The organism is Bartonella sp. AP88HLJMH (genome assembly GCF_042195605.1).
In the GTDB taxonomy this organism is placed as follows: domain Bacteria; phylum Pseudomonadota; class Alphaproteobacteria; order Rhizobiales; family Rhizobiaceae; genus Bartonella.
Genome location: NZ_JBHIOR010000002.1, coordinates 177,858 through 197,911, shown reverse-complemented (window position 1 = coordinate 197,911; position 20,054 = coordinate 177,858). Strand labels below are relative to the sequence as shown.

The following is a 20,054-nucleotide window of genomic DNA, read 5'->3' as shown; positions in this document are numbered from 1 at the left end:
TATTTTCTTTTGACCTTATTCATCCGCACAAATCAATATAAAGCCCTTTATTTAAAACGAATACCACACCTAAAATTATATTTTAAGGGCGGAATTTGATATAAAAACTTAGGAAAATAGGGTGCTATAAACTGAATAACACCCAAACTTATGAGACTTCCTAAAAGTGCACCTGCTAAAATATCAAAGGGATAATGTACACCCACAAAGATGCGCGCCCAACAGATCAAACACAAAAATACGGTGGCAAATTTAAAAGTAACTTTGTATCGGTAAAAATAAAAGTTAGCTGCATAAGATGCAATGGTCAAGGCATGATTACTAGGAAAAGAAGCTGTTGCACGATGTTGAATAAGCGGTGTCGTCAGCCCTACCACGAATGGGCGAGGATGAAAATAAAAAAGAGAAATGAGATAACCTATGAAAAGAGATGCACAAATACTCATGCAAATGCTTAGCACAACACACCGTTCCCTCTCCCCACCACAAAACCACAACGCACAAAGATGGAGAGGAATAATATAAATTAAAAACTTTGCACAAAAAATACTAAACAAAACTACAATCGACCAAGCTTGATGATTGCCGACAAACATTTCAAAGAGTGTAACATCAATCTGGTTTAAAAAGTCCATTTTTCCCTCCTTTGCCTTTATATTACAGTATTATCTTTTTGTAGAAGAAGGAAATATATCAAGATTTAACAAATCAATTTTTTTATGTGCATAAACTTGCTATTTTAAAAGATAACCTGTAGATATGAAATATTCGTTGCCGGCACTTTAGCTGGAGGTTGAACGGAGGGCTGTAAAATATCAGTAGGAAATACAATGTTTCCGGCCTCCCGTATCTCCGCTCTGAGATGTCTCGAATTGTAAACGCGTCCTTTCTTCTTTGGATTTCCAAAAAAGACAAGTCGCAGAGGCTTTGCGCTAAAACCGGTGAAATTTAATTGAAGAAAGGCAAAACAATGGCTCTTTATGAACATATGTTCCTTGCCCGACAAGACATTGCACCGCAGCAAGTTGATGAACTTTTGAGTCTCTACAAAGGTGTCATTGAAGCGCATGGTGGAAAAGTTGGGCGTATAGAAAATTGGGGACTTCGTCCTCTTGCTTACCGTATTCGTAAAAACCGTAAAGCTTATTATGTCTTAGTCAATATTGATGCACCAGCTTCAGCAATTGCTGAAGTGGAGCGTCAGATGCGCATCAATGAAGATATTTTGCGTTATATGACCATTCGCGTAGAAAAACACGAAAAAGAAAAATCTGCTATGCTCTCACACCTTGATCGCAATAGTCACATTGGACATGATGAAGAGCGTCCTCGTTTTCCACGTCGTCAACGTGAAAATACTATAGAAGGGGTAGAATGATGACTGATACTAATCAAAACTCTGCACGTCGCCCCTTTCATCGTCGTCGTAAAACATGTCCTTTTTCAGGGACCAATGCTCCCAAAATTGATTATAAAGACATCAAGTTGTTACAACGTTATATTTCCGAACGTGGGAAAATTGTTCCTTCACGGATTACTGCTGTTAGTCAGAAAAAACAGCGTGAATTAGCTAATGCTATCAAACGTGCTCGCTTTTTAGGCTTACTTCCGTACGTTATAAAGTAAGCAATCAATACGCTATGCAACTGGAGAGTTTCTCCAGTTGCTTTTCTTATATGGTTAAAAAATAGCTTGTTGTATCCTATGTTAAGCTATTAAATGTCAAAGTTGGGGTATTGACACGCCTCTAACTGCAGAAAGCAGGACAGCAATAAATGAAAAAAAATCGTACTTATGAGATATTAACCGGTATTTTGGCAGGATTATTTGCTGTTGTGATAGGACTGGCAATCATCAGTGTTGCAAATATCGCGCCCTTTTTTTCTCTTCTTCTTGGCTGCTTTCTTTCATTGCCAATTTTTATTGTTGCGTTCGGTCAAGGAACATTAGCCAGTCTCATCGCCCTCATAAGTGCTACTGTTGTTCTTATCATAACCACTAATACCTATATTGCTCTTGGCTTTATGTTCTTATTTTTCCTTCCTGCTGTCTATGCTTCTTGGCTTCTTGGGCTTGCACGACCAGCGCAAAAAGAAAACGAACTGATATGGTATCCATTATCATCGGTTATTTTTCATTTAACTAATTTTATCGCTCTTATAGCAACTTTCATTGGGCTCTATGTTCAAACACGTCCTTCCACACCCATCGTTGCAAAAAAAATCACCGAAAACATAGCACAAACTCTGCAACAAACACAGTCAATAAAAGAAGCCGATATACGCGCTTTTAATGAGCTTTTAATGACGCATACAGCAACTTTTACTGCTTTTTCTTTGACTATTTATAGTTTGGTTTTTCTCATTGGTAACCTTTACTTTTCCATGATAGCAGCACAACATATGAAATGGCTGAAAAGACCCCGTGATGATTGGAGCCAAACTCTCCGCCTTCCAATTTCTGGAATTATTATTTTTATTATTGTTTGCATAGCATCGATGATTGAGTTGAGCGCTTCTCTTAACTTGAGTACCCGTGTCTTTAGTACTGCATACATTGTCATCATATTAATTAGCGGTCTAGCATATCTTCACAATATTACAAAAGGGGTAAACGGTCGGATTATTATACTTTCTCTTGTTTATATTGCTATTTTTACAGTCGTTTTTACTCCACCTATTGTTTTCATGATGCTTTTGATGGGAATTTGGGCTGCTATTCAATACAATTTTCAATCACGCAAAAAACTCCACTAAATTTATTTGTTCGAAAGGAAAAACTATGGATATTATTTTACTTGAGCGCATTCCTCGTCTTGGTCAGATGGGTGATATTGTCTCAGTTAAAGATGGTTATGCGCGTAATTTTCTCTTGCCTCAAGGTAAAGCTTTACGCGCAAATGAAGCTAATAAAAAACATTTTGAGGTACAACGTGCACAACTTGAAGCACGTAATCTTGAACGCAAAAGCGAAGCGCAAAAAATTGCTGAAAAACTTGATGGACAATCATTCATTGTTGTTCGTTCTGCTGGTGAAACAGGACAACTTTATGGTTCTGTGTCAACACGTGATATTGCTGAAATCATAACAGATGAAGGCTTTTCTATTGGAAGAAATCAAATCGAACTTAATCATCCAATAAAAATGATCGGTCTTCACACTATCACTCTTAGCTTACATCCAGAGGTTCAAATTTCTGTGATTATTAATGTTGCGCGTTCTACCAGTGAAGCACAACGCCAAGCAGAAGGTGAAACCCTCACTTCGGCTAAAGAAATATATAATATTCAAGAAGAATTATTAGAAGAAAGTCAGGAAGAATTATTGGCAGAAGAAATTAATGACAACGATATAAACAGTTCTCATCAAGAAGCTTAATTGCTATTTTTGCTTTCTGTTTTATATTTTTTATTCCATTTTAAATATCGCTCATAAAATACTCACACTTTAAAAGTGAGTATTTTATGGCTATCGTACATAAAGAACCTAATTTTTATGAAAGAATTAGAAATATATTATTTAAAGGCATTACATGCCGAGAATGATAATATCACTAAGAGTGAAATGTCTTTTTTTTTCCAGCATATAAAGCAAAAATAATTTAAAGTTCTACCCTTAAGGCTAAAGTTTGTATGAGCGTTAAGTTGATTATATCCTCACATGATCTGAAATAATTTCAGTTATAAAAAAATAATTCTACTTACACAGATATTGGAATTTTAAGGTTAAGTAACTTAAAAATACTTAAATTTAGAGTAGTAAAACTTCCACTTTAAAATCACATATTATAAAATAAAATAGATAGACGTTATATAAATAATACATAAATGATAAATGAGGAACGAAAAGAGAGTTTTAAAAAATTATATAATTTTAACTTAAAATGAAGATTTGTAGCTCTATTCTTTTAATTATACGATTTTCAATTTATCGCCTAAAGTAGCTAGACTTAGAATTTTAGTGGAAAAATATTATGGAAGAAACTAACGTTGTTAATGTCAGCTCTTCAAAGAAAGAGGATTCTCCTTCTTTTCGGCAACTTCCGCATAATATTGAAGCTGAACAGGCATTGCTTGGTGCCATCTTTATCAACAATGATTCTCTTGACCGCGTTTCAGATTTTCTAAAACCAGAACATTTTTTTGAACCATTGCATCAAAAAATTTATCATGTTTTATCTCACCTTATTAAAATAGGAAAACGTGTAGATCCAGTTACAATCAAGCCCTATATCCAAATGGAAGAAAAAATTGGAGATATTACTGTATACCAATATGTTGTTCGCTTAGCCACAGAGGCAGTCACTATTATTAACGCTGAAGATTATGGACGCGTCATTTACGATCTCTTTATCCGACGGTCTTTGATTAACCTTGGAACTCAAGTTGTCAATACAGCCTTTGATGCTCCTGTAGAACTCACGCCTACCCAACAAATTGAAACTGTTGAAAATCAGTTATTTGAGCTAGCAGAAAAAGGGAAATATGGAGGTGGATTTGAAAATTTTAATGAGGCTATTAAAAAAGCTATCGATATGGCAAGTGCTGCGAAAAAGCGCTCTTCACAATTATCAGGGATAGCCACCCATATTAAAACACTTGATGAAAAAATGGGAGGATTACAAGCATCTGACTTAATTATCCTTGCGGGCCGCCCTGGTATGGGTAAAACCTCACTGGCTACCAATATTGCCTTTAATATTGCTAATGCTTATAATCGTAATGCCAATATCCAAGAAAATGAAGGCGGCATTGTGGGATTCTTCTCACTTGAGATGTCATCCGAACAGCTTGCAACCCGTATTATTTCTGAACAAACAGAAGTCTCTTCTTCTGATATTCGGCGTGGCAATATTTCAGATGAACAATTTTCAAAAATTATTCGTGCGGTGAACCAACTACAAAAGGCACCACTTTATATTGATCAAACTGGGGGAATATCAATTACGCAATTAGCTGCTCGTGCGCGGCGTCTCAAGCGGCAACATGGTTTAGATATCTTGTTTATTGACTATATCCAACTCATGACAAGCAGTTCAAAGCGTTCATCAGAAAATCGTGTTCAAGAGATCACAGAAATTACCACAGGATTAAAAGCATTAGCAAAAGAATTGAATATTCCTATTATCGCTCTCTCTCAACTTTCTCGTCAAGTAGAAAATAGAACAGATAAACGTCCACAGCTCTCAGATTTACGTGAATCTGGTTCAATTGAGCAAGATGCCGACATCGTTCTGTTTGTCTATCGCGAAGAATATTATCTCAAAAATGAAGAACCAAAACTAGGTAGCTTGGAACATACGAAATGGCAAGAAATAATGGATAAAGCTTTTGGAAAAGCTGACGTTATTATTGCAAAACAGCGCCATGGGCCGACAGGAATCGTTCCCCTTGCCTTTCAATCTGACTTCACACGCTTTAGTGATCTGGCCGATAGTAATTATCTTCCAGAGCAAATTGGTTAAATCAACATGACGCGTAATCGTATTCAATTTATCTGTCAAAATTGTGAAACCATTCTTCTCATTAAAAAATGTAGTTCTTATCAAGAATGAAATTTCTTACAAAGAATCATTTTTCAATGATTCTAGCCGCCGTATTTGCTATTTAATAACATTCTTCTTGCATGAAATGATAACACATCTCTTAATGTTGTAAGTGGGGTACATATATTAAAATCCATAGCTAATCTAAATCTTTCTATATTGTTCCTTCTTTAAAAAAACTCCTTCTCACAAGACACTCATTTTCTTGTTTTTAAATTCAAAAATAATTGCTGCTGTTGTGCAAGGCTGACTATTATGTAGAATATCAGAAACTTTCCTCTTTATAGGACAACCTCTAACCTTTTAACAAAAATATTTTCTAATCTATCTGAAAAATTACCCTAATTACCGCAATATAAAAAACAAGCAGTGTTTTAAATAATACAGCACAGAGAAAATTCTACAACATGCAAAATATTCTTGATATAAAATTGCATAAAAACTGATATCTAACAAAAGGAAAGTGTATAATTATGCTAGAAAAAAAAGAAGACTGCGATAGTAGATTTGACAGTCTTGATGACGCTATCAAAAGAGTTGTTGATATAGCAAGTGCTGCAAAAAAGCGCTCTTCGCAAATATCAGGGATAGCGACTCATATTCAAACACTTGATGAAAAAATGGGAGGATTACAACCATCCGACTTAATTATCCTTGCGGGACGTCCTGGTATGGGTAAAACTTCACTTGCTACCAATATTGCCTTTAATATTGCCAATGCTTATAATTATAATGGTAATATCCAAGAAAATGAAGGCGGCATTGTGGGATTCTTCTCACTTGAAATGTCCTCAGAGCAGCTTGCAACACGTATTATTTCTGAACAAACGGAAGTCTCTTCTTCTGATATTCGACGTGGTCATATTTCAGATGAACAATTTTCAAAAATTATTCGTACGGTAAATCATCTCCAAAAGGCACCCCTTTATATTGATCAAACTGGAGGAATATCAGTTTCACAACTGGCTGCCCGTGCTCGACGTCTCAAGCAAAAACATGGTTTGGATGTCTTAATTATTGATTATATCCAACTCATGACAAGTGATTTAAAATACACATCTGAATATCGTATTCAAGAAATCACTGCAGAATTAAAAGCCTTAGCGAAAGAATTAAATATCCCTATTATTGCTCTTTCACAACTTTCACATCAAGTTGAAAACAGAACAGATAAACGCCCAAAACTTTCAGATTTAGGTGGATTTGGTTCTATTGAGCAAGATGCCGATATCGTTTTATTTGTCTATCGTGAAGAATATTACCTCAAAAATGAAGAACCAAAGTTCGGTAGCCTTGAACATATGAAATGGCAAGAAATAATGGATAAAGTTTGTGGAAAAGCTGACGTTATTATTGCAAAACAGCGCCATGGGCCGACAGGAATCGTGCCCCTTGCCTTTCAATCTGATTTCACACGCTTTAGTGATCTGGCCGATAGCAATTACCTTCCAGAGCAAATTGGTTAAATCGACATGGCGCGTAATCGTATTCAATTTATCTGTCAAAATTGCGGAACCATCCATTCCCGTTGGGCAGGAAAATGTAGCGCTTGTGGGGAATGGAATTCCCTTATCGAAGAAACTATAAATAGCGGCATAGGAAGTGGTCCTAAGCAAAATGCTCGTAAAGGACGCATTGTCACACTCACATCTCTTTCTGGAAATATCGAAGATGCTCCACGTATTCATTCTGGTATTGCTGAACTTGATCGTGTTACCGGTGGGGGCTTTGTCCGTGGATCAGCACTCCTTGTTGGAGGTGATCCGGGTATTGGTAAATCAACATTGCTGACACAAACAGCCGCTGCTTTATCACGTAAAGGATATAATGTCATCTATGTTTCAGGTGAAGAGGCTATTGCGCAAATTTGTCTGCGCGCACAAAGGCTTGAAGCTAACAATACAGAAGTGAAACTTGCTGCTGAAACCAATGTTGAAGATATTCTGGCAACCTTAAGCGAACATAAAAACCTTGATATGGTGATTATCGATTCGATTCAAACCCTATGGTCAGATACAGCAGATTCAGCACCTGGCACTGTCACACAAGTACGTATCGGTGCTCAGGCAATGATCCGCTTTGCCAAGAAAACAGGAGCCGCCGTTGTTCTTGTTGGGCATGTTACAAAAGATGGACAAATTGCTGGTCCTCGAGTCGTTGAACATATGGTTGATGGCGTTCTCTATTTTGAGGGTGAAGGAGGACATCATTATCGCATTCTTAGAACTGTAAAAAATCGCTTCGGACCAACAGATGAAATTGGTGTCTTTGAAATGTCTGATAAAGGATTACGCGAAGTGATAAATCCATCTGAATTATTTTTAGGGGAACGTAATGAAAAAGCACCAGGCGCTGCTGTTTTTGCAGGAATGGAAGGGACACGCCCGATACTCGTAGAAATTCAAGCGCTTGTTGCTCCTTCTTCCCTTGGGACACCAAGACGTGCGGTTGTCGGATGGGATGGAAATCGCCTTTCTATGATTCTTGCCGTTTTAGAAGCTCATTGTGGCATTCGTTTTGGACAGCATGATGTCTATCTGAACGTGGCAGGTGGATATCGCATATCAGAACCTGCTGCTGATTTAGCTGTAGCCGCTGCTTTGGTATCTTCTCTTGCCAATATCGCATTGCCAACGGATTATGTATATTTTGGTGAAGTCAGTCTTTCAGGAGCTACCCGCGCTGTTGCACATTCAGCACAGCGCATCAATGAAGCAAAAAAACTCGGCTTTCAAGGAGCCTTTCACCCCACAACAACAACCGAAATGATGAAGTCGCTCAACTTTCAACAAAAAACTTTCTCCGACCTTCCCGAACTCGTTGCTACTCTTACCGTAAGTAAAAAATGATCTGCACCACAGATATGATAATATAGAAAAAACTCTATAAAATACAAAAGATCCTTGCTATAAGAACAAAAAATGGCATAACAAAAAATATATTTGCACACAGACTTAAAAGAACACAACTTTATGTATAAGGAACAAACAAATGATCATAACAATCCTTGATGGAATTGTCGTAGTAATCATCCTGTTGTCCGCTTTTCTTGCTATGCTTCGAGGATTTTCACGTGAAGTGTTATCGTTGATTTCTTGGGCAGTTGCAGCTGTTACGACACTGTTTTTATTCAAACCTGTCTTACCTTTCTTTGAACAATATCTCTCTAATAAAATGATTGCATTGATCACAACATTGGTCACAATTTTTATTATTGTTCTCATTATTACTTCAATTATTACAATGAAGATCTCTGATTTTATTATTGATAGTCGAATTGGTATCCTTGACCGTGCTATTGGTTTTATTTTTGGAGCACTTCGTGGTTTACTTATCATGGTCATCGGTATGTTACTGCTTAATGCACTGATTAAACCCGAGCTTCAAGCGAATTGGTTAAAAAATGCAAAAACAAGGCCTATTTTAGATTCATTAGGACAAAAAGTTTGGGAAATACTCCCCAAAGATATTGGATCTGTTCTCGAAAAGACGGAAAATTTGTTTAAAGACAGCAATAAACATACGTATGAGCAACACTCTCATGAAAAGATAATTTTCAAAAAATAGAGAATAGTTTTTCATGAGGAAAGAGAACTAAATGATGTAAAATGTGATATTAATGATTCCTCCATATCACAACTGAAAGAATATGATGATAAAAAGCGATGTTTTCTGTCAAGAATTTTCATTAGATGATGATACCCTTCATGAAGAATGTGGAGTTTTTGGTATTCTTGGGCATGAAGATGCTGCAACATTAACAGCTCTTGGACTCCACGCACTTCAGCATCGTGGGCAAGAAGCAGCTGGGATTGTTTCTTACCATAATAAAATATTTCATCAAGAAAAGCATTTAGGTCTTGTTGGCGATCACTATACAAACCCTGCAACACTTGCCCGCTTACCAGGAAATCGTGCTATTGGACATACCCGTTATTCAACAACTGGAGAAGTGGCATTACGCAATGTTCAACCCCTTTTTGCTGAATTGAAAGTTGGAGGTATTGCTATTGCGCATAATGGTAATCTTACCAATGGTCTCACATTACGCCGTGAACTCATCGCTTCTGGTGCTATCTGTCAATCAACGTCAGATTCAGAAGTTTTTCTCCATCTTATCGCCCGCTCACGTTATGAATCGTCCTCTGATCGTTTTGTTGATGCGATTCGGCAAGTAGAAGGTGGGTATGCTATGTTAGCGCTCACACGTACAAAGCTTATTGCGGCACGCGATCCAACAGGAATTAGACCTCTCGTGATGGGGGAACTTGATGGTAAGCCTATCTTTTGTTCTGAAACTTGTGCTCTTGATATTATTGGAGCAAAATATGTCCGTGATGTTAAAAATGGAGAAATCATCATATGTGAAATACAAAAAAATGGGGAAATTACGAAAAAAATTATAAAACCAGAAAATGAGACACCAGAAAAGCTTTGTTTATTTGAATATGTTTATTTTGCCCGCCCGGACTCAATCGTTGGAGGGCGTAGTGTTTATACAACACGTAAAAATATGGGAATTCGTTTAGCACAAGAAGCCCCCTGTAAGGGTGATGTTGTAGTTCCTGTTCCTGACGGAGGAACACCTGCCGCAATTGGCTATGCACAAGAAATTGGAATTCCCTTCGAGCTTGGTATTATTCGTAATCACTATGTTGGCCGCACTTTTATCGAACCAACACAACAAATTCGCGCTTTTGGCGTCAAGTTAAAACATTCGGCAAACCGTCCTGTGATTGAAGGAAAACGTGTTATTCTGGTTGATGACTCTATTGTGCGTGGAACAACATCCCTTAAAATTGTACGAATGCTTCGCGATGCAGGAGCAAAAGAAGTTCATATGCGCATTTCTAGCCCTATGATTTTTTATCCTGACTTTTATGGTATTGATACACCTAAAGCTGAAAACCTTTTAGCAAATCAATATCCAGATTTAAAATCTATGTGTGATTTTATTGGAGCGGATTCATTAGAATTTCTTTCAACGGATGGATTATATCTTGCTGTAGCAGGGGAAAAACGGAATAACGCCGATCCACAATTTACTGACCATTATTTTACTGGATATTATCCTACGCATCTGGTTGATCAAGAAAATCTCTCCAAAATTCATCAATCATCTGTTCTTAAAACAAGAGATTAATGATGACAAAACGTGACTTTAGTCTCCATGGGCGTGTTGCACTTGTTACTGGCGCATCAAGAGGGATTGGCTATTATTTGGCACTCGAGCTTGCTGCACGCGGCGCTCATATTATTGCTCTTGCACGAACAGTCAGTGGACTTACTGAATTAGATAATCAAATCCGAGAAAAAGGAGCTCATGCAACCCTTGTTCCCCTTGACTTGCATCATATGGAAAACATCGATACCCTTGCTATCTCAATTGCCAAACGCTGGAAAAAACTTGATATTATCGTTGCAAACGCAGGAATTCTTGGAACACTCTCACCAATAGCGCATATAGAAAACACGGTATTTGAAGATGTTTTTCAAATAAATCTTTTCAGCCAATGGCGCTTAATGAAAGCCGTTGAGCCTTTATTACGTGAATCTGATGCTGGACGAGCCATCCTGTTATCCTCAAGCGTTGCGCATGCTGCGCGCCCTTTCTGGGGAGCTTATGCAGCCTCTAAAGCGGCTTTAGAGGTGATTGCCCGCTGTTGGGCAGAAGAACTCAAACAAACCCCTATTAAGATTAATTGTGTCAACCCGGGTGCCACACGCACTGCCATGCGCGCTGAAGCTATGCCCGGTGAAGATCCACAAACTCTTCCTTCACCACAAGAGGTTGCAAAAAAGATAGTCCATTTGTTATCACCTGATTTAAAGGAAACTGGAAAACTCTTTAATGTCCATAAAAATCGGTTTGTAGATTATCATGTACCTGATTGATCATCATATGAGAAGTAAATCGTTTGACTCTCTCTTTTTCCTGTGCTTTTCGACAGAAGAATGAAGCACTTTATAATTCTTGGATAGCTTTAGCATCAGCCTTTTTCTCTTCTAAAGTAGCACGTTTATTATAAGCGATAAAACTACAAGGGAGAAAAATCATATAGCTAACAGCTGTAATCAATAAAGTTTCCCATGTGTAAGTCGCAAGAAAACCGACATAAATAACAATGACCAACATGCAAGGTATAACGATATCGCGCCTTAAATTTTGATCAATTGTTTTTGCATTCCATACCGGTAAACGACTAATCAAAAGAAAAGCAATAATTACAGTATAAAGACTAAAAAATAATGCCCACCCCCAATTGGGGACCAAACCAAGAGTGCCTAAATAGGTAGGCAATAAAAGTAATAATGCTCCTGCTGGTGCTGGAACACCAACAAAATAACTTCTCTGCCACTTAGGTATATTGGGGTTATCTAACATCACATTAAAACGTGCTAATCGCAAACAACAAGCAACACAATAAACAAGGGCAGCAACCCACCCAATATGATTCGCTTGATTCAAGATAAAAGAATAAACAATGAGTGCAGGGGTAACACCAAAATTTATAACATCAGCAAGAGAATCCATCTGTGCCCCAAAAGATGAACTACCATCTATTAAACGGGCAATGCGACCATCAGCACCATCTAAAACTGCGGCCAAAAGCACCATTAAAATAGCAGCTTCATAGCGATGTTCAAAAGCCAAACGAATACTGCTCATCCCTGCACAAATTGCTAAAATAGTAATGATATTGGGAATGACATACCGCATTGATGTAGGTGAACGTCGCCGATTTGCACCTTCATCATGCTGCCCCTCAGGATTGAATGAAGAAAATGGCGAAAAATTTTTCATTGTGAGTCCTAATCGTATCTGAAGTCCGTTGTGGCACTCTTATCATCAAAAGAACCCAAAACTGTTTCTCCAGCAATTGCTGTCTGTCCAACTGCAACACGCAATTTCATTTCAGTTGGTATATAAACATCAAGGCGAGAACCAAAACGAATCAATCCAAATCGCTCACCAGTCATAACGGCATCGTTTTCTTTTGACCAGCAAACAATCCGGCGCGCAACCATTCCCGCTATTTGTACGACACCAATTTTACCATGTTTGCTATCAATTACCACCCCATTACGCTCATTAAACTGACTAGCTTTATCAAAGTCAGCATTGGTAAATCGACCTGGATGATAAACGATAGACTCTACTGTACCACTGATAGGAATACGATTAATATGGCATGAAAAAACATCCATAAAAATGGAAATACGGATCATTTCATCTTTCCCTAATCCTAATTCTTCAGGTGGAACACATGATTCCACAAATGAAATACGCCCATCTGCAGGCGACATAACCCAATTTGAATTCAAAGGGATCACACGATCTGGATCACGGAAAAAGTATACACACCACACCGTGAGAACGAGACCAAACCAAAACAACGGACTCCATATCCAACCAAGAATGAGCGAAATAACAAAAAACGCTACAATAAAAGGATAACCTTCTTTATGAACCGTTACAAAGCTATTATGGAAAGATTGCAGAATACTCATATAATTTCCTATTCATCGTAAACTTAAACAAGCAACAAAGCTTTTTGTTCCTCTTGTGTCTTTTTATGTATTTAATCAATCACTCCATATAAAGATATAGATTACATTTTGCTCTATTTATTTTTTACGATTAACAACACTCGTCTCATCTTCTTCACGCATTTTACGTAATTTTTCTTCTGCTTGCGATGCTTCAAGCTGCTTATTCCACATTGAAGCATAGAGACCTTTCTTGCGTAAAAGCTCTGTATGCGTCCCATTTTCAATAATACGACCACTTTTAAGAACTAAAATTTCATCCGCATTGATAACAGTAGAAAGACGGTGCGCAATAATCAATGTTGTACGTCCACGGCTTACAATATCCAATGCTTGTTGAATTTCCTGTTCCGTCGCCGTATCAAGAGCCGCCGTTGCTTCATCTAGAATAAGAAGTGGAGGAGCTTTTAAAAGTGTCCGAGCAATAGCCACGCGTTGTTTTTCACCACCTGATAATTTGAGACCTCGCTCTCCTACCATAGACTGAAAACCTTCCGGTAAAATTTCAATAAATTTTGATATTTGTGCCATTTCAGCAGCTTTGCGCATCTCTTCATCTGTAGCACTTGGACGCCCATAGCAAATATTATAGGCAATTGTATCATTAAATAACACCGTATCTTGTGGGACCATGCCAATCGCTTCACGCAAACTCTTTTGTGTTACGTCACGAATATCCTGCCCATCAATTGTGATAGAGCCTGCATCAACATCATAAAACCGAAAAAGCAACCGAGAAATAGTAGATTTACCGGCACCTGATGGACCGACAATAGCGACTGTTTTTCCTCCAGGAACTTCAAAATCAATATCTCTGAGAATCTGACGTCTCGAATCATAGGAAAACTTTACCTGATGAAAACAAATGGTCCCATCGCTTATCTCTAACGGTTTAGCATCCGATTTATCAACGATCTCTTTCTGAACATCTAAAAGATCAAACATTGCTTCAATATCCGTTAAACCTTGTCGAATATCACGATACATTGAACCAATAAAATTTAGTGGAATGGAAAGTTGCATTAAAAGCGCATTAATAAAAACAAAATCTCCTAAAGTTTGTGTCTTATAAAAAACTTCATAAGCTGACATCAGCATCATGATCGTCATTCCAATACCAAAGATAAGAGTCTGACCAAAATTAAGCCAGCTTAAAGATGTCCAAATCTTTGTTGCGGCTTTTTCATAACCTACCATAGAAGCATCAAAACGATCGGCTTCTAGAGTTTCATTACCAAAATATTTGACCGTTTCAAAATTCAAAAGAGAATCAACAGCGCGAGTATTCGCCTCAGTATCCGCTGTATTCATTTTTTGCCGAATACGAATACGCCAATCACTCGCCTTAATGGTAAACAAGATATATAATCCAACCGTTGCAACAACGATGAGAAGATAATGCCACCCATAACTTATGTAAAATACCAGTGCCGTTAATATAAATTCTAAAACTGTCGGTACTGTACTAAGAATTGAAAATCTTACGATCGCTTCAATTCCTTTTGTTCCACGCTCAATCACACGAGAAAGCCCACCTGTTCGGCGTTCCAAATGAAATCGCAAAGATAACTCATGCATATGTACAAAGGTTTTATAAGCTAATTGACGAACAGCATATTGACCAACAGTGGCAAACAGGGAATCGCGTAATTGATTTAATCCAGCCTGCATAATACGCGCGACATTGTATGCCAAAACGAGCATGATGGGAATAATCCAACTGGATGGGAACCATTCAGGTAGCTGAAAGCTTGAATCAAGCACATTCGTAGAATATTTAAATAAATACGGTACAGATATGAGAACGAGCTTAGCCAAAACAAGATAAAATATTGCCCATAGCACACGCATTTTTAGATCACGCCGACCTACCGGCCACATATAGGGCCATAAATTGTAAAGTGTGTGCAGAGTCTTCCCTGTATCTGATGATACAGTTTTTGTCATTTCATTGCGTTTCATAAAGTCCTTACTTCTCTATCATCCGCACAAACAGGCAAAATACCCTCTGTGGTTATTTATAGATTCATCTCTTCATTACGGCTTCCAATAAGCTATACCTACCTGTTTTTTGAAGTTAGACTGTTTTTGAAAAAGGAACAAGAAATAATCCACTATACAATTTATTATTTGGATCTGTATTTTCATACCACTCTGCCGCAAATAAATTCTCAGACTTTACACGCTTTTTTTTCAGTTCTGCATGAAGCCACTTTCTTGTTTTACCAATCTCTTTCAGCCCCTTATCAAGAATTTCACCATTTTGTATTAAAATGATAGACTTCTTTCCTTCTTCCTTTTTAATAACGGAACAATCGCCATTGGTTTCTAAACGAACGAAAGCAGCTTCATGTAAACTACAGCCTTTAATGCGCAACATTGTAATCAGATCATTCACACTGATACCTAATTTTTTAATCTTATCCACTTGAAATACTCCATCTAAAACCAATGCAATATGTCGTCCTGCAATGAGACGACGAAAAAAAACTGAATAGCGCATCAGAAAATTAAGAGATGTGACTAAAGTCTGCCAAATAAATAAGACAATCAACAATTGAATACTGCTAACATCCGGACTATAAATAACGCCTCCAATAATACTTCCCATGACAAAATTACTTACCAAATCAACTGGCGTCATTTGACTAAGACTACCACGACCTGTGGTTCTTAAAATCAAGAGGAAAGCGATAAGTCCTACAACTAGTTTTAGTGCAACATACCCATAATGATATAAAAATTCCATCATATTCTCCTTTTTTATGGAGCTGCTGGAATAGAGACATTAGTGTCGCTTTAGTGTCGCTTTATTTCCCACACAGTTATGCGCTCACCACTCTGCGGATCCTTACTGTCTTTTAAAAGAACCCCCTCGGCTGCAAGCTCATCACGAATTGTATCCGCAGCTTCCCACTCTTTATTATGGATAAGTCTTAGTCTTTCGGCAATGCGCTGATCAATAAATTTTGTATCAAGGAAAGTTTTTCTCATAAATAATGGGCAATCTATTTCTTTAATCCATTCTTGTCTTAACAGTCCTAATAAATTCATCCCATTCAGAAGAGCCAAAGCATTTCCTTCTTTATAAAATTTTCGCAAAAGAGTCAGTGCTTTTGGAGTATTAAGATCATCACTAAGTGCATCTATCAAAGTATCATCAATTGCTTCATTGTTTTTCATCTCACTCTTTTTGCTGCGAAGCCATTCATACCAACGATACAGTTCGCTGCTCGATTGTATTAAACGCTGAGCTGTCCAATTTAATGGTTCACGATAATGTGTTTGCAACATCGAAAAACGCGCAGACAAACCAGCCCAATTTTGCTTCATTTCATCGGCTAAAATACCATTAAACTCCCCAAAATTATTCTCTAAAACAGAACGAATAGTTATGAAATTGCCAAAGCTTTTCGACATCTTTTTGCCTTCAACTTGTAAAAAACCATTATGCATCCAAAAATTAGCCATTCGCTCCGTCCCAAAAGCTGAACAACTTTGTGCAATCTCATTTTCATGATGAGGAAAAATTAAATCAATTCCACCACCATGGATATCAAAAACATTGGCGGTCGGATCATCACAGGTTAAACCACCGCCATAGGGCGCTAATAACTTTGCCATTGACATTGCAGAACATTCAATATGCCAACCTGGACGACCTAAAACAGGAATTCCGCCCGGTGATTCCCAACCTGGTTCTCCTTCCACAGAAGGCTTCCACAAAACAAAATCCATCTCTTCCCTTTTATAAGCAGCAACATCGATACGCGCCCCCGCCCTCATTTCATCTAAAGAACGATTTGCAAATGCCCCATAATGGGGAGGATTTTTTATGCTACTTACAGAAAATAATATATGATTTTCGGCTTCATAAGCGTGCCCCTTTTCAAGCAACCTTTCAATTAAAGAGCGCATCTCCTCTAAATGCTCAGTGGCGCGTGGCTGACTGGTTGGCAACAGACAACCAAGTGCTATGGTATCTTGTTGAAACTGAGAATATGTACGTTCTGTTAAGTGACGAATAGCCTCATTCAATGATACGTTTGGATATTCGCTAGCTGCTCGTGCATTAATTTTATCATCGACATCTGTAATATTACGTGCATATAGAACATGCTCATTGCCATAAACATGACGCAATAAGCGAAATAAAATATCAAAAACAATAACAGGACGTGCATTTCCTATATGCGCATAATCATAAATTGTCGGTCCACAAACATAAAGGCGTACTCTTGTCGCATCTATTGGTGTAAATTTTTCTTTTTTACGTGTTAGCGTATTATAAAATCGCAACTCTTTCATTTATTGACTCCATGGACGATATTATGCACCGATCCTTTTAGATGTATCTTATCTCAAATCATTGTATTACGCGGTTTAAGCTAAAAACTTGTATCTTATAGTAAATTCTTCTTACCATTTTCCCATTGTATTTACGGCTGTATTCATCGTTTATCATAAAAACAATCTATTTTATTTGATTGGACAAAAGCGTTCTATCATTAGAGATGCGTTCTCTCCTTAAAGAAAATGAGCTTAGAAAAAAATCTATAGGCAATACAATATAAATCTATGTGAAAAATAGATAGCTTGCAGGCAGAAAATCTTAAATTTTTAACCACACAAAGCTTCGTCAGTATTTTCAATATTCCACAATGGGTTCCTTACTGCCTCTTACGCCCTATATTTTATAATCAATAATTGAGAATAATGTAGCAATTAACTTTATTTTTTTACACCGTTCTCATGACAAAATTATTTTATCTTTACAGATTTTTATTCAAAGAAAGCAATAAAAATAATGCGGTATAGATTGATGAACATCATTATTTTAATATTTCTTGTCATTTCAATGCCAACCTTTGCACAACAATCTCCACCTTATGAAAAAAAATTACTCCGACTAGCAGAAATTTTGGGATCATTGCATTCTCTCCAAAATCTTTGCGAGCCTCCAACAAACCAATGGTATGACTATATGAATGCACTGATTGAAGCAGAACGCCCCATTCCACAAAGACGTGCTTATTTTTATGAAGCGTTTAATGAAGCGTATCGTGCTTTCTCAGAAAATTATCATCATTGTACACAAGCAGCCATTGAAGCCAACCAAAGATACATTGAGGAAGGAAGAATTTTATCTGAAAACCTCCTCATGCATTATAAATAATTAATCTATACAAAAAGTAGCTCTCTCAATCTTAGCGATATCAATGATACTCCTTTCACAAATGCGGGGAGCAATAAACCAGCTCTGAAAATAGAGAGACGTTTAAAGAATAATGTCTTGATACGCTTTTATTCATATGCGCCTTTTTCCCCATACAAAACTGTTCTTTGGCTTCCTCCCCACACTTTAACGGACAAAGATTTTTAACTAAATTTGCTCTGTAAATAATCTAGGTTCTTGTTGAACAAGGTTTCTCTTGGCTTCTAACACATGTAATTTGCTGCATAGTTTCTACAAACAAGCCTAAGAATATTCACCTCGCATTAAAAAAACACTTATGTACCAAAGAGGCTGACATACCCTATATCACCACTCTAAAAGATGGTATTTTACGGCATACTTATAATTTTAATTTGTTTACACCAAAGTTTCCATAAATTTAACAGGCTCTCCTTGTGAAGGTGTAACAATTTCACCTTCCCACATAACGCGCATACCACGGATAATAGTCCCAACAGGCCAACCTTTAACTTTTTGACCATCATAAGGTGTCCAACCGGTACGCGAACCAATTAAGCTATTCGTAATAATTTCTTCTCGCTTAAGATCAACAATGGTTAAATCAGCATCAAACCCAACAGCAATGCGCCCTTTACAACTTATACCAAAAATACGACTAGGGCCATGTGAAGTGAGATCAACAAAACGTTCAAGAGATATTTTTCCTGCATTCACATATGTCAACATAATTGCTGCTGTTGTTTGCACGCCTGTCATACCTGAAGGTGAAGAGGGATAAGGTTGAAGTTTTTCTTCAAGAGTATGAGGCGCATGATCTGAACCTAAGACATCAATAATTCCTTGTTGAACACCGTACCAAAGAGCGTCACGGTGGCGCGGCTCACGAATAGGCGGATTCATCTGAATTAATGTACCAAACTTCTTATAATCATCAGCCGTGAGCGTCAAATGATGTTGTGTCACTTCAATTGTTGCAACATCCTTATGTTTTTTTAGAAAATCAATTTCTTCTTCTGTCGAAAGATGTAACACATGAATCCGAGCCTTCGTCTCATGAGCAATTTTTACCAAACGCTGCGTACATTTTAATGCCGCAACTTCATCACGCCAAATCGGATGTGACGATGCATCCCCTTCAATACGCAATATTTTACGCTCTTTGAGCCTCGCCTCATCTTCAGAATGAAAAGCCGCACGACGGCGTGTATTCTTCAAAATAAGGCGTACACTTTCATCATCATCAACCAAAAGATCACCGGTAGAGGACCCCATAAAGACTTTAATTCCAGCCGCACCAGGAAGTCTTTCTAATTCAGATAGTTCATGAGCATTTTCACGCGTTCCTCCAACCCAAAATGCAAAATCACAATGCATTCGATGAAATGCGCGTTGAACCTTATCGCTTAATGTTTCTTCTGATGTTGTCAATGGATTGGTATTAGGCATTTCAAAAACTGCCGTAACACCCCCTAACACAGCAGAATACGAGCCACTTTCCAAATCCTCCTTATATTCATTTCCTGGCTCACGAAAATGCACTTGGCTATCAATAATTCCTGGTAAAATATGAAGCCCCGTACAATCAATGACCTCACTAGCCGATGCACATGTAAGGTCGCCTATTTCAGCAATACGACCATTTGTAATACCAATATCACGCTTGCTTCTTCCATCATGATTCACAAGTGTTGCACCTTTAAAAATTGTATCAAATGTTTTAAACATAACCACGCTCCTTACATATTGCTCACTTATCGATTA

General features: G+C 37.6%; 17 protein-coding genes and 1 pseudogene. 11 read left to right on the top strand and 7 right to left on the bottom strand.

The annotated features are described in order from the left end of the window. Positions 1-47 precede the first annotated feature (47 nt). The gene (locus tag ACFIMA_RS01975; RefSeq protein ID WP_375612934.1) at positions 48-635 is read right to left on the bottom strand and encodes an undecaprenyl-diphosphatase; all 588 of its coding nucleotides are present in this window, start codon (positions 633-635) and stop codon (positions 48-50) included. Between the two features lie 335 nt (positions 636-970). Between ACFIMA_RS01975 and rpsF the strand changes: the two genes are divergently transcribed. The 10 genes and pseudogenes from rpsF to ACFIMA_RS01925 all read left to right on the top strand — a co-directional run bounded on the left by rpsF (position 971) and on the right by ACFIMA_RS01925 (position 11,440). Further along, a complete protein-coding gene (gene rpsF, locus ACFIMA_RS01970; RefSeq protein WP_375612935.1) occupies positions 971-1,378 on the top strand; it encodes a 30S ribosomal protein S6 in 408 nt (135 codons plus the stop codon). Continuing rightward, entirely contained in the window at positions 1,378-1,626 is a 249-nt protein-coding gene (rpsR, locus tag ACFIMA_RS01965) for a 30S ribosomal protein S18 (protein ID WP_012754957.1), read from the top strand. The genes rpsF and rpsR overlap by 1 nt, the downstream gene beginning before the upstream one ends. 149 nt (positions 1,627-1,775) lie before the next feature. Continuing rightward, on the top strand, positions 1,776-2,756 hold the full coding sequence (locus ACFIMA_RS01960) for a hypothetical protein (RefSeq protein ID WP_375629257.1): 981 nt from the start codon (positions 1,776-1,778) through the stop codon (positions 2,754-2,756). 25 nt (positions 2,757-2,781) lie between these two features. Further along, a complete protein-coding gene (gene rplI, locus ACFIMA_RS01955) occupies positions 2,782-3,378 on the top strand; it encodes a 50S ribosomal protein L9 (protein ID WP_273791080.1) in 597 nt (198 codons plus the stop codon). A 595-nt stretch (positions 3,379-3,973) separates the two neighbouring features. Then, positions 3,974-5,464 (top strand): replicative DNA helicase, encoded by a 1,491-nt coding sequence (locus ACFIMA_RS01950; protein WP_375610161.1) that lies wholly within the window; start codon positions 3,974-3,976, stop codon positions 5,462-5,464. Positions 5,465-6,075: 611 nt separating this feature from the next. Further along, positions 6,076-7,011, top strand: a pseudogene (locus ACFIMA_RS01945) (DnaB-like helicase C-terminal domain-containing protein); the annotation flags it as partial. 6 nt (positions 7,012-7,017) lie between these two features. After that, on the top strand, positions 7,018-8,394 hold the full coding sequence (gene radA, locus ACFIMA_RS01940; RefSeq protein WP_375612937.1) for a DNA repair protein RadA: 1,377 nt from the start codon (positions 7,018-7,020) through the stop codon (positions 8,392-8,394). Between the two features lie 142 nt (positions 8,395-8,536). Further along, complete coding sequence (locus tag ACFIMA_RS01935; RefSeq protein WP_375629260.1) at positions 8,537-9,112, top strand: CvpA family protein; 576 nt, start codon at positions 8,537-8,539, stop codon at positions 9,110-9,112. An 82-nt stretch (positions 9,113-9,194) separates the two neighbouring features. Then, positions 9,195-10,688, top strand: coding sequence for an amidophosphoribosyltransferase (purF, locus tag ACFIMA_RS01930; protein WP_375631714.1), 1,494 nt, complete (start codon positions 9,195-9,197; stop codon positions 10,686-10,688). Positions 10,689-10,690: 2 nt separating this feature from the next. Beyond that, positions 10,691-11,440 carry an SDR family NAD(P)-dependent oxidoreductase gene (locus ACFIMA_RS01925; protein ID WP_375620812.1) on the top strand — a complete coding sequence of 250 codons (750 nt, stop codon included), beginning with the start codon at positions 10,691-10,693 and terminating at the stop codon, positions 11,438-11,440. 70 nt (positions 11,441-11,510) lie between these two features. Here ACFIMA_RS01925 and pssA read toward each other — a convergent pair whose 3' ends face one another. From pssA to cysS, 5 genes are all read right to left on the bottom strand, one after another. Further along, entirely contained in the window at positions 11,511-12,350 is an 840-nt protein-coding gene (gene pssA / locus ACFIMA_RS01920; RefSeq protein WP_375661827.1) for a CDP-diacylglycerol--serine O-phosphatidyltransferase, read from the bottom strand. Positions 12,351-12,358: 8 nt separating this feature from the next. Then, positions 12,359-13,057: a phosphatidylserine decarboxylase gene (locus ACFIMA_RS01915; RefSeq protein ID WP_375612939.1), complete on the bottom strand. Its 699-nt coding sequence runs from the start codon at positions 13,055-13,057 to the stop codon at positions 12,359-12,361. 117 nt (positions 13,058-13,174) lie between these two features. Then, positions 13,175-15,058: an ABCB family ABC transporter ATP-binding protein/permease gene (locus ACFIMA_RS01910; protein ID WP_375612940.1), complete on the bottom strand. Its 1,884-nt coding sequence runs from the start codon at positions 15,056-15,058 to the stop codon at positions 13,175-13,177. A 115-nt stretch (positions 15,059-15,173) separates the two neighbouring features. Next, positions 15,174-15,845, bottom strand: coding sequence for a DUF421 domain-containing protein (locus tag ACFIMA_RS01905; protein WP_375631812.1), 672 nt, complete (start codon positions 15,843-15,845; stop codon positions 15,174-15,176). Positions 15,846-15,895: 50 nt separating this feature from the next. Beyond that, a complete protein-coding gene (gene cysS, locus ACFIMA_RS01900) occupies positions 15,896-17,404 on the bottom strand; it encodes a cysteine--tRNA ligase (protein WP_375693043.1) in 1,509 nt (502 codons plus the stop codon). A 499-nt stretch (positions 17,405-17,903) separates the two neighbouring features. Here cysS and ACFIMA_RS01895 point away from each other — a divergent pair, with 499 nt between their 5' ends. Continuing rightward, positions 17,904-18,272: a TIGR02301 family protein gene (locus tag ACFIMA_RS01895; RefSeq protein WP_375612942.1), complete on the top strand. Its 369-nt coding sequence runs from the start codon at positions 17,904-17,906 to the stop codon at positions 18,270-18,272. Positions 18,273-18,689: 417 nt separating this feature from the next. Here ACFIMA_RS01895 and ACFIMA_RS01890 read toward each other — a convergent pair whose 3' ends face one another. Beyond that, the gene (locus ACFIMA_RS01890; RefSeq protein WP_375693042.1) at positions 18,690-20,018 is read right to left on the bottom strand and encodes a dihydroorotase; all 1,329 of its coding nucleotides are present in this window, start codon (positions 20,016-20,018) and stop codon (positions 18,690-18,692) included. Positions 20,019-20,054: the final 36 nt, after the last annotated feature.